Source organism: Paenibacillus sp. fava2 (genome assembly GCF_058313675.1).
Window position 1 is genome coordinate 4,182,166 of sequence record NZ_CM177755.1, and the last position, 15,216, is coordinate 4,197,381.

Consider the following 15,216-nt stretch of genomic DNA (forward strand, 5'->3'; position numbering starts at 1 on the left):
ATGATGATTCTGCCTTACAGCAGACGGTAATGTATTATTTCACTACGTGAATCGGGTGGCCTTCTACCAGCTCAGCCGCTTCCATGACGATTTCGCCAAGGGTTGGATGCGCGTGGATTGTCAGTGCGATATCTTCGAGCGTTGCGCCCATTTCAATCGCCAGACCCAGCTCGGCAATCAGGTTGGAAGCTTCCAGACCCACGATTTGTGCGCCCAGTACGAGGTTGTTCTCGCTGTTAGCCACAATCTTGATGAAGCCTTCCGGAGCATTCAGGGAAACTGCACGGCCGTTGCCCGCGAACGGGAACTTGCCTGCTTTTACCTTGTAGCCCTTGTCTTTTGCTTCCTTCTCGGTCAAGCCTACGCTGGAGCATTCAGGATCTGTGAACACAACGGCCGGAATAACTTTGTAGTCAACCACGGATTTGTGGCCGGAGATCGCTTCAGCAGCAACCTTACCTTCGTAGGATGCTTTGTGTGCCAGCGCAAGACCAGGAACAATATCTCCAATAGCGTAGATATTAGGGATGTTGGTACGGCCCTGGTGGTCAACTTTGATCAGGCCGCGTTCGTCAAGCTCAACGCCGATCAGATCAAGACCCAGCTCACCGTCAGTATTTGGACGGCGGCCTACAGTTACCAGCAGGTAATCTGCAGTAATTTCTTTGGTTTCGCCGCCGACAGAGTACTTAACGGTTACTTCCTTGTCGTTCTGAACAGCACTTTCCGCTTTGGCATTGGTTACGATCTCGATGCCTGTCTTCGCCATGTTCTTGGCAACCAGACGGGTCATATCTTTATCGAAGCCTGGCAGCACAGTATCCAGACCTTCAATGATCGTTACTTTAGTGCCGAATTTGGAGTACATCTGGCCAAGCTCAGCACCGATGTAGCCGCCGCCGATTACGATCATGCTCTTAGGAATTTCCGGCAGATCCAGAGCTTCCGTAGAGGACAGGATGCGTCCGCCGAACGGGAATGGCTTCAGTTCAATCGGACGGGAGCCAGTCGCGATGATGCAGTTGTTGAATTTGTAACGCGGGGATTCATGGTCATTGAACAAACGGGCTTCGTTTGTGCTGATGAACATCGCTTCGCCGCTGAATACTTCAATCTTGTTGCCCTTCATCAGGCTGGTTACGCCGGTGGTCATTCTCTTAACTACACCGTTTTTGAATTCCTGGGTTTTGGCCCAGTCTACCTTTACGTTCTCGGCAGTAACACCGAAAACATCGCCGTGCTGTGCAGCTTCATAGCTGTGTGCTGCAGAGATCAGCGCTTTGGAAGGAATACAGCCGCGGTTCAGGCAGACACCGCCGAGCTCCGATTTATCTACAATAAGGACTTTTTGGCCGAGCTGGGCGGCACGAATTGCCGCCACATACCCGCCGGGACCTGCACCAATAACCAATGTGTCGATTTCGATTGAAGCGTCTCCGACTACCATTTATTACACCTCCATAACTAACATATCAGGATTTGCAAGCAGGGTCTTAATGTAATTCATGAAGTTCTGTGCAGTTGCACCGTCAATGATACGGTGGTCAAAGCTCAGGGACAGCGCCATTACTGGAGCTGCTACGATTTCACCGTTCTTCACAACAGGCTTCTCAGTGATGCGGCCTGTACCCAGAATCGCAACTTCAGGGAAGTTGATGATCGGAGTAAAGAACATACCGCCGGCGGAGCCTATGTTAGAGATGGAGATCGTGCTGCCCTTCATTTCGTTAGCAGTCAGCTTGCCGTCGCGTCCGCGCACAGCCAGATCAGTGATTGCACTTGCGATCATCCAGATGCTCTTACGGTCAGCATCCTTGATTACCGGTACGATCAGACCGTTGTCTGTATCTGTAGCGATACCGATGTTGTAGTACTTTTTGTACACAATTTCGTTAGTGGTTTCGTCAATCATTGCGTTAAGCGCAGGGAACTGACGGGATGCTGCAACCAGAGCCTTAACGATGAATGGCAGGTAAGTAACCTTCACGCCCTTCTTCTCGGCTACAGGCTTCATACGGGTACGGAAAGCCACCAGCTCGGTAACATCCACTTCGTCCATGATGGTAACATGCGGCGCTGTGTAGGCCGATTTAACCATAGCATTGGAGATCGCTTTGCGGATACCTTTGAATGGTACGCGTTCTTCCTCAAGGCTAACATTGCCGGATGCAGCTGGAGCTGCCGCAGGTGCTTTGGCTTCAGCTGCCGGAGCTGCTGCAGGTGCGGATGCCGCCGCTGCAGGCGCTGCTGCTGCAGCCGGAGCTGCGGAGCCGCCCTTCAGGAAGGCTGCGATATCGTCATGGGTAATTTTGCCGTTTTTGCCGCTGCCGTTCACCTTCGCAAGATCAACACCTTGCTCACGTGCCGCTTTGCGGACGCTTGGAGTAGCCAGAATATCACGGTTAGGTGCCGGAGCAGCAGCCTGTGCAGCTGCTGGTGCCGCAGCTTCCTGCGCTGCAGGAGCTTCAGCGTGGCCGCCTTCCTGCTGTGGAACTTCACCCTCTGCAGCGATAATCGCCACAACTTCGCCTACGCGGCATACCTGTCCGTCTTTAACACGAACTTCAATTACAGTTCCGTTAACAGGGCAAGGTACTTCTACTACCGCCTTGTCATTCTGTACTTCCATGATGATATCGTCATCGGTTACCTTGTCGCCGACTTTGATGTGCATCTTGATGATTTCACCTTCATGCAGGCCTTCGCCCAGCTCAGGGAAACGGTATTCGAAGTTTACAGCGCCGCCGGCCGAAGGAGCACTGGTTGCAGGGGAAGAAGTAGTATCTGCTCCGCCCTTAGCTGCGTCTGCTTCCTGGGAAGCCGCTTCTGCCGGATGGCCGCCTTCCTGCTCAGGAACATCGCCTTCTGCATCGATAATAGCTACAACTTCACCAACGCGGCATACCTGGCCGTCTTTAGTGAATACTTCAAGCACTGTGCCGTTAACCGGACAAGGAACCTCTACTACCGCCTTGTCGTTCTGTACTTCCATTACGATATCGTCATCGGTTACTTTATCGCCGGCTTTGATGTGCATTTTGATAATTTCACCTTCATGCAAACCTTCGCCCAGCTCAGGGAACCGGTACTCAAATTTTGCCACCTTGATAACCTCCTAAAAGTTTGTGTGCTTCGAAAGCATAAGCTTAAGTTTAAGATATATTGCAGAAAAGGGTGCCGCCCTTGTAAAAGGACGGCAAGTACAAATTTATCTTAGAATTCCAGAACTTTCTTCACAGCTGCTACTACGCGGGCCGGTGTAGGAATCCAGCTATCTTCGATCTGTGCGAACGGATAGATGGTGTCCGGACCTGCTACACGGAGTACAGGCGCTTCAAGATGCAGAATTGCTTTTTCGTTGATTTGCGCGATAACTTCGGCAGCAACGCCGGAGCTCTTCTGAGCTTCTTGCACTACAATCGCACGGTTAGTTTTCTTCACGGAAGCCACAATGGTATCAATATCGATCGGGCTAACGGTCCGCAGATCGATAATTTCAGCCTTGATGCCTTCCTTCTCCAGCTGATCAGCCGCTTTAGTAGCAGTATGTACCATCAGACCGTAAGCGATGATGGTTACATCAGAACCTTCACGGACAACATTTGCTTTACCGAGCTCAACGGTGTATTCACCTTCAGGTACTTCAGCGCGGAACGCATGGTACAGGTTAAGGTGCTCCATGAAGAATACAGGGTCATTGTCGCGGATCGAAGCGATCATCAGACCTTTGGCATCGTAAGGATTGGAAGGAATAACAACCTTGATACCAGGGCTTTGAGCAATCAGGCCCTCAAGGGAATCTGTGTGCAGCTCAGCCGCTTTTACGCCGCCGCCAAATGGTGTACGGAATACGACTGGAGCGTTATATTTACCGCCGGAACGGTAACGCAGGCGTGCTGCCTGGATAACGATCTGGTCAAGAGCTTCGTAGATGAAGCCGATAAACTGGATTTCAGCGATTGGACGGAAACCTTGTACCCCGAGACCAAATGCCAGACCGCCGATCGCGGACTCGGCAAGCGGTGTATCAAATACACGGTCTTCGCCAAATTCTTTCTGCAGTCCTTCAGTTACGCGGAAAACGCCGCCTACATTACCAACGTCTTCCCCAAAGATCATAACATTAGGGTCGCGATTCAGTTCAACGCGCAGTGCGTCACGAATTGCTTCTTTCATATTCATTTGTGCCATTGCCTGATATCCCCCTTATTCGAAATCGGCTTTTTGCTCTTCCAGATGCTTCGGAGTTACCTCGAACATGCTGTCGATCAAGCCTGAAACGGTCATTTTTTCGGTTTGCTCTGCTTTTTTGATCTGCTCGTTTACAGTCGCTTTCGCTTCTTCTCTCACGCGAGCTGTATCTTCTTCGGTCCACAGGCCTTTCTTCTCCAAGTATTTGGCAAGACGGGCGATAGGATCTTTCTCGTTCCATTGGCCTTCTTCATCCTTGGAACGGTATTTGCTGGCGTCATCGGAGAGGGAGTGCGGACGGAAACGGTAAGTTACAGCTTCAATCAGCGTTGCACCTTCGCCTCTGCGTGCACGTTCTGCAGCTTCCTGAACCGCAGCGATTACAGCAAAGACATCCATGCCGTCTACTTTGATTCCCGGAATACCAACGGCTACTGCTTTGTGGGCAATGGATTTGGAAGCCGTCTGTTTAGCGAACGGAGTCGTAATCGCATAACCATTGTTCTGTACGAAGAAGATTACCGGCAGTTTGAAGCGTCCTGCAAAGTTCAGGCCTTCGTAGAAGTCGCCTTCGGAAGAACCGCCGTCACCTGTATAAGTGATTGCAACATTCTGCTGTTTCTTCAGTTTGAAGCCCATTGCAATTCCGGTAGCATGCAGAATCTGCGCGCCGATGATGATCTGCGGCATAAGCACATTAACACCGTCCGGAATTTGTCCGCCGTGCTGGTGACCGCGGGAATACAGGAATGCTTGATATAATGGAAGTCCGTGCCATACCAGCTGTGGAATATCGCGGTAGCCCGGGCATACGAAATCTTCTTTCTGCAGTGCGAACTCACTGCCGATCATAGTTGCTTCCTGTCCCGATACCGGAGCATAGAAGCCAAGGCGGCCCTGACGGCCAAGGTTAACCGCACGGTCATCCCAAGTGCGGGTAAATACCATACGGTACATAATTTCTTTCAGCTGATCATCGGTAAGTGCAGGCATCTTCTCTTTGTTGATAACCTCTCCATCCGGAGAAAGCACCGAAAGGGCCTCCACGTCCTCTGTATACACTTCATAAGGAACTCTAGTCATCATTTTCACCTCAATAAAAAAATTTGAACATCAGTGGTATCTGTTATAGAATTATTATACACCTGTTTTATCTGTTTCGTCAAAGAAATACGCATAAAATTTATGTTCTCATAAATTTTGTATGTATAACAGGATTTTGAATATCCTATAACAGATTTGTTTTTTTCGAGCGAGTAAATGATTTTTCACACATTTACCGCTTGGGTAATTTTAACGTAACCGCATGTGTAATGCAAAATTCGACAAGAAAGGCGACGATTCAGTCATGAGCGAACCTGTTTTTCTGAAACGAACAATCGTTAAGCAAACCCTTTGGAGCGAGCAGCTGCAGGAGGAACGCAAGCTTCGCATTTATCTTCCCCCGGGCTACAACGAAGTACTCAGCTATCCCGTAATTTATTGTCAGGACGGCGAAGAATTTTTCAATTTCGGGCGGATCGCCACCCTTGCCGGACAGCTCATTATAGAAGAAGACATCGAGCCGTTCATAATTGTAGGCGTCGAGGTGAACGTGGCCGTCCGCACACAGGAGTACGCCCCCTTCGGCAGCCGCTTCAAGCAATACCTTGCCTGCTTTGCCGAAGAAATTATTCCCTTCATTGAACATAATTATCCGGTCCGCCGCACTCCTGATCAGCGGATCATCGCCGGAGACTCGCTGGGCGGCAGCGTCTCACTGCATCTTGCCCTTGCCTATCCCGGCCTGTTCAGCCGTGTGTTAAGCCTATCAGGAGCTTATTATCCCGAATCCCGTGATCTGATTGCCCGGGAGGATGATCTGTCCTGGCTGGATATCAATATGGTGGTAGGCCTGCAGGAGACCGATTATCAGACAGACACCGGCGTATACGATTTCGTTCAGATGAACCGGGATACGAAGGCGCTGCTTGAAGCCCGCGGAGCCACCGTCTCCTACCGCGAGAAGGACGGCAAGCATCTTTGGGGATTTTGGCAAAAAGAGCTCCCAGAATCATTACTCTATTTCTTAACCCCATGAAACAGCTTAAAATGACGAAACAGTGAACAATCAGTCAGCTTATGTATAGATGCAGTATGATTACGCTTCCATTCCGAGACGGGCACACGGTGCCCGTCCTCTTTTTTAAGGACGGTTACCGGGCCGGCTAATTTTGAACGCTAATTCTAACCTACTACTGCTTTTGCCTGTAGACTGCTATAGCTTCTCCTGAATAATCTTGTCCAGCAGCACATCACAGCCCGCATCAATAAGGTCATATACTTGTTCGAAATTACCGGTGAAATAAGGATCAGGCACCTCGCGCAGCTCCTCGTCCGGAAGCAGATCCATGAAGAACAGCAGCTCCGCCTTATCCCCTCCGGGCAGCTTGCGGACATTCTCAGCGTTAGAGTGATCCATGCAGATTATGTACTCAAAGCTGTCAAAATCGCCGCTGTCCACCAGGCGTGCATTCATATCGGCATAGCTGATCCCCTTTTGATCGAGAATGCGCCGTGTTCCCTCATGCGGCACTTTTCCAATATGCCAGTCTCCTGTTCCCGCTGAATCCACCTTGATGGATTCCGTCAGGCGGCGCTCTGCAATTTTGCTGCGGAGAACCGCTTCCGCCATTGGCGAACGGCAAATATTGCCCAGGCATACGAATAATACGTTTACGATTTCTCTCACCTCCCGCAGCTCTGATTCTGTTGTGTAGTATGCAGGATTTATTCTATAGAAGAAAAAAATCCGCTGTCTTTATTTTAGCGTTATCAGCTGTAATTGTACAACTTTTGGATCCTGCATTATACTTTGTGAAGGATGACAAACTATAACACCAATAGAGGGAGGGAGATTAATTTGCCATCCAAACGCGTTGTTATCTTTGCCGGAGGTATGCTCTCCGAGGACTTTTTGCACCATATAGATGAAGAGGATTTTATTATCGGGGCGGACAGCGGCGCTTTATTTCTTGTCAGCCGCGGGATTACGCCGGATATCGCCGTCGGAGATTTTGATTCGGTAAGCCCTGAGGCGCTGGAGCAGATCAGAGCAGGCAGTAAAGAGACCATTACCTGCGATCCTGTTGACAAGGACCTGACTGACAGTGAGCTGGCGCTTGACCTGGCGCTGAACACCCAGCCTGAATCGATCCTAATGATGGGTGTAACAGGCACAAGAATGGACCATACGCTGGCCAGCATTCAGATGATGACGAGGGCGCTGCAGCGGCAGGTAAGCTGTTCTGTAATGGATGCCAATAATTTTATCACGCTTACCGGATCTCAGGTACATGTTCATGAACAGGGCTTCACCTATGTCTCCCTGCTCCCGCTGACCCCTGAAGTAACCGGGATTACCCTGCAGGGCTTTCAATACCCGCTGGACAATGCAACGCTCAAGCTGGGCCAGTCCCTCGCTGTCAGCAACCGGCTGCTGGAAGAGACAGGAACGGTTACCATCGAAAGCGGCCTGCTGCTTATTATCCAGAGCAAGGATTAATACATATCCGGAGACATCGTTGTAACCTTTGTTTCAAAAGTGTAAAACCGGGATTCCCCTTGATACATAAGGGTTTTCCGGTTTTTTTGTTATGCATTTTCTTATAATTATTAATTTTTTGTAACTTTTAATGTTTTTTTAATAAAACGCTTTCAACCCAGGCCCGGCTTGAATTTGATACATTTATGGTAAAATATAGGCCTGCTATAAACTGCTATACTACGAAACAGAGAAAGAAACATACAAGAAAGATATAAACCTGGGAGGTTTTACAACATGAAAAAGCACCAATGGTTCAAACAAGCGGTAGTCGTGGGAATGTGCACTACAATCGGACTGAGTACTCTGATGGCTACAGGAGCCGGCACAGCACCCGTTGCTGCCGCATCTGTGACAGCCTCTACCGGACAAAGCATCGTAAGCTTCGGTAAAAAATATTTGGGCACCCGCTATCAATTCGGCGCTTCCACGTCGACTACTAAATATTTTGACTGCTCCTCTTTTACTAAATATATCTTTGCAAAATACGGTGTAAACCTGCCGCGTACCTCTGTAGCCCAATCCAAGGTCGGAAAAGCGGTATCCAAATCGAATCTCCGTGTCGGCGACCTTGTGTTCTTCTCCAGCGGCAGCCGGGCTAACGGCAAGAACGTTACACACGTGGCTGTTTACGCCGGCAACGGCAAAATCCTGCACACTTACGGTTCCCCGGGCGTAACCGTTTCTGACCTGAATTCCGGCAACTGGAAAAGAACGTATCTGAAAGCACGCCGGGTACTGTAGGGCTGTATATATCTGTACCGTGTATTGAAAATACAGTTATACACCTGAGGGGCTGCCGCCAGGCGCCCTCAGTACATAACCGGTGCCGCGCACCGTATGAATCAGCTTGTTCCGGTGACCTTTATCCACTTTGATCCGGATATGTCTGATGTACACATCGACCACATTGGTATCCGCATGAAAATGGTATCCCCAGACATGCCGTAAAATCTCGTCCCGCGGGCAGATTTCTCCCTGATTAACAGCGAGATAATACAGCAGGTCAAATTCTTTGGGGGTCAGGCTGAGCCTGATTCCGTCCCGGCTGACCAGCCTGCGGCTTGCATCCAGCATCAGGCCGTCGATTTTGATCAATGATTCTATGCCGCGCCGGCGTCCGGTGAGCCAGAGCAGGTTCTTCACCCTGCATCTGAATTCTTCGTCATGGAGCGGGCTGTTCATATATTCATTTCCGCCTGCTTCAAATACGGCAACTGCCTCCTCGCTGCTTCCCTCGCCTGCTATTACCATTACCGGTATAAAGGTCCCCTGCGACCGGTACTCCGAGATGATCTCCCACCCCGGCCATGCCCCGGCATCACAAATTTCCGCAAGCAGCAGTACAGGCTGCATTCTGGTTAACAATAAGCGAAGATCCTCAGGATCTTCGCTTATTGCTGTCTGAAGCCCCAGCTCACTCAGCTGCGCTTCCCTCTGCCCGCCATCTCTTCCCCCAGCCCTGAACCAAACGATTGTTTCATTCATCGTTTTTACCCCGCATCCATCAGCCTTGCAGAACGGTAATCCCGCCGCAGATAATGCTTAGAGTCCCCACAAAGCAAAAAGACCATTCCGGAAGGAAGGGTCTTTCCTGCTCTATATGTGCCTGCAGTCTGCTGCAATGAATTATTTCAGAAGATCAATTTCCTGAAATTTCGCAACCTCGGTTTCCCACCTCTCGCTTACAAAAGCCTGATGGTCCGGATGATTATTATAGCTGTCGTAGTCCTCCTGATTCGCAAACTCCATTGAAAAGCCGAAGTCATATTCACACTTGGCACTTATCTGGCGCAGCGCCTCAAACTGGCGTACAACCGGAATACTGCTAAGAATCTCTTCGCCGTCTTTAAGGAAGGTCTGCGCCTCCCTGGAATCTGCCGGAACCTTAAGCGTAAACAGTGCCATGTGCCGGATTGTCCCTGTCTCCATCCTGTGTTCTCCCTTCGTCAGCCAAAATACCGGTGATAGATGCTGCGCGCTGCGGCAATATCACTGGTTCCATGAATCAAGGCCCGGCCGTCAGCAAAGATGACCAGACGGTACGGCTCCTCTGTAAACGAGACTAAATACGGATTACTGTCCACCTTGCCGGTGCCCAGCTTGGCCAGCCTGGCAGCTGTCTCCTGCAGATTAAGCTGCCGGCGTTGAGGCGGCCGGATCTGCACGGTATCCCTGCCGCAGAGCACATCGCTGCGCTCCGTGTTGGCTGCGGTCAGATAAGGATAGACCGCATGGCTGCCGCATGACGGACAGTCTGCTTTTTTCGCAGCCTTCACTCCTATTTCCTGGTGTTCATTACGCCACACATCAAAGCTCAGCAGTCTCCCGCGCAGCTGTTCGCGCCGGCCGCCCAGCAGCTTGAGCGCCTCTGCGGTAGCATTGGCAGTTACCAGCTGCGCCGCCTGCGGCAGAATGCCCGCCGTATCACAGGTATCTCCTCCCAGGGGAACGGTTCCCAGCAGGCAATTCAGGCACGGTGTCTCTCCCGGAAGAATGGTGTATGTAACGCCGTAGCTGCCGACACAGGCCCCGTATATCCAGGGAATGCCGTGTTTTTGAGCCATATCGTTGATGATCAGACGGGTGTCGAAATTGTCTGTGCCATCCATGATCAGATCTACCCGGGACAACAGGCTCTCCAGTTCTTCCGCACGCACATCCATCACATGGGCTTCTATCTGAATCTCCGAATTAATCTGCTGCAGCCTGACCTTGGCCGCCTCGGCTTTGGGAGTGCGCAGACGGGCATCCTCTTCCGTGTAGAGCTGCTGGCGCTGAAGATTACTCCACTCCACATAATCCCGGTCAGCCAGAATCAGCCTTCCCACACCGCAGCGGGCCAGAGTCTCTGCAATGCCGGTTCCCAGCGCACCTGTACCTACAATTAATACATTGGCCTGTGCAAGCCCTGCCTGACCTCCGGCACCGAATGGTGCAAAGCGCACCTGCCGGGAATAACGCCCGTTCCGGCCGGTAACTTGGGTATGATTGCTGTCACTCATTCCTGAACAACCTCCTATACTAAAATCCGGGAATCAGCAGCTTTCATAGCCGCTTTTACCCGGATCTCTGAAATTATTCTATACCCTCTGTGCAGACCACTGCTCAACATTCCAGGTCTTCGTTACCCAATCCTCATAAAACTCCGGTTCATGGGAGACAAGCAGCACAGTACCTTTGTACTCCTGTAATGCCCGCTTAAGCTCAGCCTTGGCAATAATATCAAGGTGATTGGTCGGTTCATCAAACAGAATCCAATTGCTCTCACGCATCATCAGCTTGCACAGGCGTACTTTAGCCTGTTCGCCCCCACTGAGCATGCTCAGTGGGCGGGTAATATGCTCGTTTTTCAGTCCGCAGCGGGCCAGATGGCCGCGCACCTCATTCTGGGTAAGGCTCGAGAATTCATTCCAAACATCATCAATCGGCGTAACGTTGGCAGCCTTCACCTCCTGCTGGAAATAAGCAGTGTTCAGGTAATCTCCCTGATAGGTTTTTCCGCTGATTGGCGGAATCACACCCAGAATGGTCCTCAGCAGTGTAGATTTCCCCACTCCGTTGCTGCCGACGATCGCAATTTTGTCACCGCGTTCAATCATCATATTCAGCTTCGGCAGCAGCGGGCGGTCATAGCCGATTTCAAAGTCGATCCCCTCAAACACGGTTTTACCGCTGGAGCGGCTCTCCTTGAACGAGAAGCTCGGCTTGGTCGCTTCCTCCGGACGATCGATTCGCTCGATGCGGTCGAGCTGCTTTTCACGGCTCTTCGCCCGGCCCGAAGTAGAGGCGCGCGCTTTATTTTTCTGGATAAAATCCTCTTGCTTCTTAATGAATTCGCGCTGCTTCTCATAGGCTTCAATATGCTGGTTCTTGTTCATTTCGGCCATATCCAGGAACTTCTCATAGTTAGCCGTGTAACGTGTAAGCTTGCCGAATTCCAGATGATACACGACATTAACGACCTTATTCATAAATTCGGTATCATGGGAAATCAGCATAAAAGCATACGGATATTGCTTCAGGTAGTTCGTCAGCCAGTCGATATGCTCAACATCCAGGTAGTTGGTAGGCTCATCGAGCAGCAGTACATTCGGTTTCTCCAGAAGCAGCTTCGCCAGCAGCACCTTAGTCCGCTGTCCCCCGCTCAGTGAAGCTACATCACGGTCCAGCCCGATCGCCGAGAGTCCGAGGCCATTGCCCATTTCCTCCACTTTAACATCGATCAGATAGAAATCACCGATATCGAGCTGTTCCTGGATTTCACCCATCTGCTCCAGAAGCAGTTCAAGCTCCTCCGGTGAAGCTTTGCCCATTCTATCCGTAATTGCCATCATTTCCTTCTCCAGCTCCAGCAGCGGCAAAAAGGCGTCTTTAAGCACGTCCCGCACAGTTTTGCCCGGTGCAAGATTGGTATGCTGATCCAGATAACCGTACCGTACCCGCGGCGTCCATTCCACTCTTCCGCTGTCCTTAAGCAGGGTTCCGGTTAGAATATTCATCAGCGTCGATTTGCCCGCACCGTTCGCCCCAACAAATCCGACATGCTCGCCGTCAAGCAGGCGGAATGACACATTCTTGAACAGCTGCCGATCACCAAAATTATGTGAAACATCTTCTACAGTAAGTAAACTCATAAATTCTCGTTAAGCTCCTATCTATTTATAACATGACGCTATATCTGTCTGTGCATATAACGACCATTTTAGCACAGTGGCCTACCCCTCTGAAACAGGAATTTAGCGGTTTTATATCCTTTTCTGAAATATTCCACTGCGTTTTACAGGCAAATGGAGCTTTCCCGTCTCTGTCAGCAGGCGGTCGAGCATATGGATCAGCTTGCCTTTACGCTGAAACGGGTCCTGCTGAAATGGCAGTGCCGATACGTTAACCTGCCCGCCGAGTGCAGTGGACAGCATCTGCACAGACCCGCGTCCGGCCAGCGGCAGGCAAATCCGCCATGCTCCCGTCTCCGGTGAAAGACCGCTCCGGCGCAGCCAGCGAAGCGTATCCTCCAGCCGCCAGTCTGCCCCGGAGGCCAGCAGCAGCGCTGCATCACTACCGTTAAAAGCTTCAAGGTCACCTGCATAACCTCCGGTGCCCAGGTCCACAACGAGGAATGCATAGCTTCCATCTGTCAGCGCCGCCAGCTCCCCCTGCTCGGGTCGCGGCCAGAAATCGATACCTTTCCAGCTTACAGGCAGCCTCTCTGCCCCTGTTTCTTTCGAGCCCGGAGGCAAATCCAGCAGGCTGCAAAAACGTTCGTACACTGTAGAGTCCGGACTGAGGCCAACCCATGCCGTCTTCCCCCTCCCTGCCAGAAAGCTGCACGCTGCCAGCGAGGTATGGGTAGTTCCCAGACCTGCAGCAACGCCAATTAGGGAGATAACGGCAGTGGTCCGCACAGCAGCAGGCTTATCAGGCGGTGATTCAGTCCGTTTTCTCTGTGTTGACTCAACCAGCGGCTGAAGTACCTCAAGCACTTCAGCCGCACTCTGATAGCGCTCCTCAGGATGATAACGCAGCAGCCGGCGGATGACCGGAATCAGCCGGTCCGGAAAATGCGGCTGCAGCACCTTCTCCATCCCGGGTCCCCAGCTGCTGTATAGTCCGCCGGAAGCCATATAGAGCAGCAGCGCTCCAAGACCATATAAATCTGCCGCCGGTCCGCTCTGCCCGCCTCCGTATTGCTCGGGGGCTGCGAAGCCTGCCGTTCCCAGCTTCTCCGTGTCTTCTCCTGCTCCGGCTCTGAAGCTGCGGGCAATACCGAAGTCAATCAGCTTCAGCCCTCCGGCTCCGGTCAGTATGATATTGGCCGGCTTCAGATCCCGGTAGATTACAGGCGGCCGATGATTATGAAGATACTGCAGCACCTCAAGCAGCTGACAGGCATAGGAGATCACCTCTCCAGCCGCCAGCGGGCCGGAGTTAGTCTTTATGTATTCGGCCAGAGTTACCCCTTCGATGTAATCCATAACCAGATAGCTGCAGCCCTGTTCATCCGGCGGAAAGAAATCCGTAACCCGCGGAAGCAGCCGGTGATTCAGGGAAATAAGCAGCCCTGCCTCCGCTTCTATAGCAGCGTAACACTCGTTCTGGCCGAAGCTCTCCTTCACCGCCCAGTACTGGCCCGGCAGGCGCATATCCTCAGCCAGATATACATGACTCATCCCCCCCGAGGCAAGCTTCCGTATAATCCGGTACCGCCCGCCCAGAAGAAGCCCTTCAGCAAGCTTCGATTCAAAAGTCATTAGCTGTCTCTCCTTCGATTGGATTATAAAAAAAGAAAGCCTCCCGTGCTGCAGCCGGACCGGCTCAAGGCCGGAGGCGCAGACAACGGGAGGCTTTCCCGGTTAATCATGTTAATTACATGATTAATATTTAATCATATAAAGCGTTATTTCATCTCGGTTATGGAAAAGCTGTTTTGCCCGCTGGAGCTGCATCCGTTCCCCTTCGAACATGGCGATGATCTCTTTGATCACTGCCATAGGCTTCTTATGCATCAGCTTTACGGTAACTACGGCCGTTCCGCCCGGTGCGAGGCTATGCAGCAGTCCGGTGACGAGCTTAGCCATCAGCTTGGGACTCCAGCTCATGTCACATACGAGCAGATCAAATTCACTATCACTGAATTTGACTTCGCCGGCATTCTTGCGCAGAATCTTGAGGTTCGGCTGATTGCGGAGCGATTCATGCATCAGCGCCGGATCAATTGCTGTAACCTTCAGGCCGCGTTCCAGCAGGAACGAAGTCCAGCCGCCGGGCGAAGCGCCGATATCCACAGCATTCCGGAAGCTTGAGAACGGAATGGCAAATTCCTTTTCGGCTTCCATCAGCTTGAACTTGGCCCGCGAGATCTGCCCGTCCTCTTTGCGGAAGCGGATCATCCCGCCGTTCCAGCTGGACAGGTTATCTTCCGGCCGGGAGACCCCGGCGTATAGCGCATCCCCGTCCGCATAAACGGAAATGATCCAGGAAGGCTCCTGTACTGTAAAGTCAGCTTCCAGGTCTGAAAGCCGCTCCTGCAGCCACTCGCGCAGCTCACCGGGACTGTCCGGCCAGAAGGAAGCGGTACCCTTGCGGACGTGCAGGGACACCTTTTGGCCCTCCAGCTCACTGCGCCGGCTCAGATAAACCGCCAGCCGCTCCAAAGCGGACATATCGCCCTGGTCCTGAAATTCCACCGGCTGGATATGCCGCAGGAAGATGGGCGGATTACTGCTCAGCACCTCTGCTATATCAGCAGGTTCGCCCTCCAGCGTAGCGAGAAAAATCTCTCCCGGCAGCAGCAGCGTGCTCTTCACCGCCCCGAACAGGCGGCGAAGCTCCTCCTGGGCATAGGGGGCAAAGCCGTGATTGGCGGTGCAGATATAGCGGGACAGGATTTTATCCTCAGGAGCAGCAGCCTGCGCTCCGGTTTCTTGTGTTAAATCGTTCAA

14 protein-coding genes are annotated in these 15,216 nt (G+C 51.7%); 3 read left to right on the forward strand and 11 right to left on the reverse strand.

What is annotated here, in order from left to right; all coding sequences use genetic code 11:
* Positions 1-34 precede the first annotated feature (34 nt).
* The 4 genes from lpdA to pdhA all read right to left on the reverse strand — a co-directional run bounded on the left by lpdA (position 35) and on the right by pdhA (position 5,274).
* Positions 35-1,447 (reverse strand): dihydrolipoyl dehydrogenase, encoded by a 1,413-nt coding sequence (gene lpdA / locus AC4G46_RS18090; protein WP_491123950.1) that lies wholly within the window; start codon positions 1,445-1,447, stop codon positions 35-37.
* A gap of 3 nt (positions 1,448-1,450) precedes the next feature.
* Complete coding sequence (locus AC4G46_RS18095) at positions 1,451-3,103, reverse strand: 2-oxo acid dehydrogenase subunit E2 (RefSeq protein WP_491123951.1); 1,653 nt, start codon at positions 3,101-3,103, stop codon at positions 1,451-1,453.
* 110 nt (positions 3,104-3,213) lie between these two features.
* Positions 3,214-4,191: an alpha-ketoacid dehydrogenase subunit beta gene (locus tag AC4G46_RS18100; protein ID WP_491123952.1), complete on the reverse strand. Its 978-nt coding sequence runs from the start codon at positions 4,189-4,191 to the stop codon at positions 3,214-3,216.
* A gap of 15 nt (positions 4,192-4,206) precedes the next feature.
* On the reverse strand, positions 4,207-5,274 hold the full coding sequence (pdhA, locus tag AC4G46_RS18105) for a pyruvate dehydrogenase (acetyl-transferring) E1 component subunit alpha (RefSeq protein WP_491128918.1): 1,068 nt from the start codon (positions 5,272-5,274) through the stop codon (positions 4,207-4,209).
* A gap of 265 nt (positions 5,275-5,539) precedes the next feature.
* Between pdhA and AC4G46_RS18110 the strand changes: the two genes are divergently transcribed.
* Positions 5,540-6,271 (forward strand): alpha/beta hydrolase, encoded by a 732-nt coding sequence (locus AC4G46_RS18110; protein ID WP_491123953.1) that lies wholly within the window; start codon positions 5,540-5,542, stop codon positions 6,269-6,271.
* A 177-nt stretch (positions 6,272-6,448) separates the two neighbouring features.
* Here AC4G46_RS18110 and AC4G46_RS18115 read toward each other — a convergent pair whose 3' ends face one another.
* A complete protein-coding gene (locus tag AC4G46_RS18115; RefSeq protein WP_491128919.1) occupies positions 6,449-6,913 on the reverse strand; it encodes a low molecular weight protein-tyrosine-phosphatase in 465 nt (154 codons plus the stop codon).
* A 180-nt stretch (positions 6,914-7,093) separates the two neighbouring features.
* Between AC4G46_RS18115 and AC4G46_RS18120 the strand changes: the two genes are divergently transcribed.
* Both AC4G46_RS18120 and AC4G46_RS18125 read left to right on the forward strand, forming a co-directional pair.
* On the forward strand, positions 7,094-7,735 hold the full coding sequence (locus AC4G46_RS18120; protein WP_491123954.1) for a thiamine diphosphokinase: 642 nt from the start codon (positions 7,094-7,096) through the stop codon (positions 7,733-7,735).
* A 276-nt stretch (positions 7,736-8,011) separates the two neighbouring features.
* Entirely contained in the window at positions 8,012-8,518 is a 507-nt protein-coding gene (locus AC4G46_RS18125) for a C40 family peptidase (protein WP_491123955.1), read from the forward strand.
* A 36-nt stretch (positions 8,519-8,554) separates the two neighbouring features.
* On the opposite strand, the gene AC4G46_RS18130 is transcribed toward AC4G46_RS18125, so the two are convergent.
* The 6 genes from AC4G46_RS18130 to AC4G46_RS18155 all read right to left on the reverse strand — a co-directional run bounded on the left by AC4G46_RS18130 (position 8,555) and on the right by AC4G46_RS18155 (position 15,216).
* Entirely contained in the window at positions 8,555-9,262 is a 708-nt protein-coding gene (locus AC4G46_RS18130) for a winged helix-turn-helix domain-containing protein (RefSeq protein ID WP_491123956.1), read from the reverse strand.
* A 141-nt stretch (positions 9,263-9,403) separates the two neighbouring features.
* Positions 9,404-9,706 (reverse strand): Dabb family protein, encoded by a 303-nt coding sequence (locus AC4G46_RS18135; protein WP_491123957.1) that lies wholly within the window; start codon positions 9,704-9,706, stop codon positions 9,404-9,406.
* Between the two features lie 17 nt (positions 9,707-9,723).
* The gene (locus AC4G46_RS18140; RefSeq protein WP_491123958.1) at positions 9,724-10,779 is read right to left on the reverse strand and encodes a ThiF family adenylyltransferase; all 1,056 of its coding nucleotides are present in this window, start codon (positions 10,777-10,779) and stop codon (positions 9,724-9,726) included.
* Positions 10,780-10,857: 78 nt separating this feature from the next.
* Entirely contained in the window at positions 10,858-12,411 is a 1,554-nt protein-coding gene (locus AC4G46_RS18145; RefSeq protein ID WP_491123959.1) for an ABC-F family ATP-binding cassette domain-containing protein, read from the reverse strand.
* Between the two features lie 111 nt (positions 12,412-12,522).
* Positions 12,523-14,025 (reverse strand): serine/threonine-protein kinase, encoded by a 1,503-nt coding sequence (locus AC4G46_RS18150; protein ID WP_491123960.1) that lies wholly within the window; start codon positions 14,023-14,025, stop codon positions 12,523-12,525.
* A gap of 123 nt (positions 14,026-14,148) precedes the next feature.
* Positions 14,149-15,216: an SAM-dependent methyltransferase gene (locus AC4G46_RS18155; RefSeq protein ID WP_491123961.1), complete on the reverse strand. Its 1,068-nt coding sequence runs from the start codon at positions 15,214-15,216 to the stop codon at positions 14,149-14,151.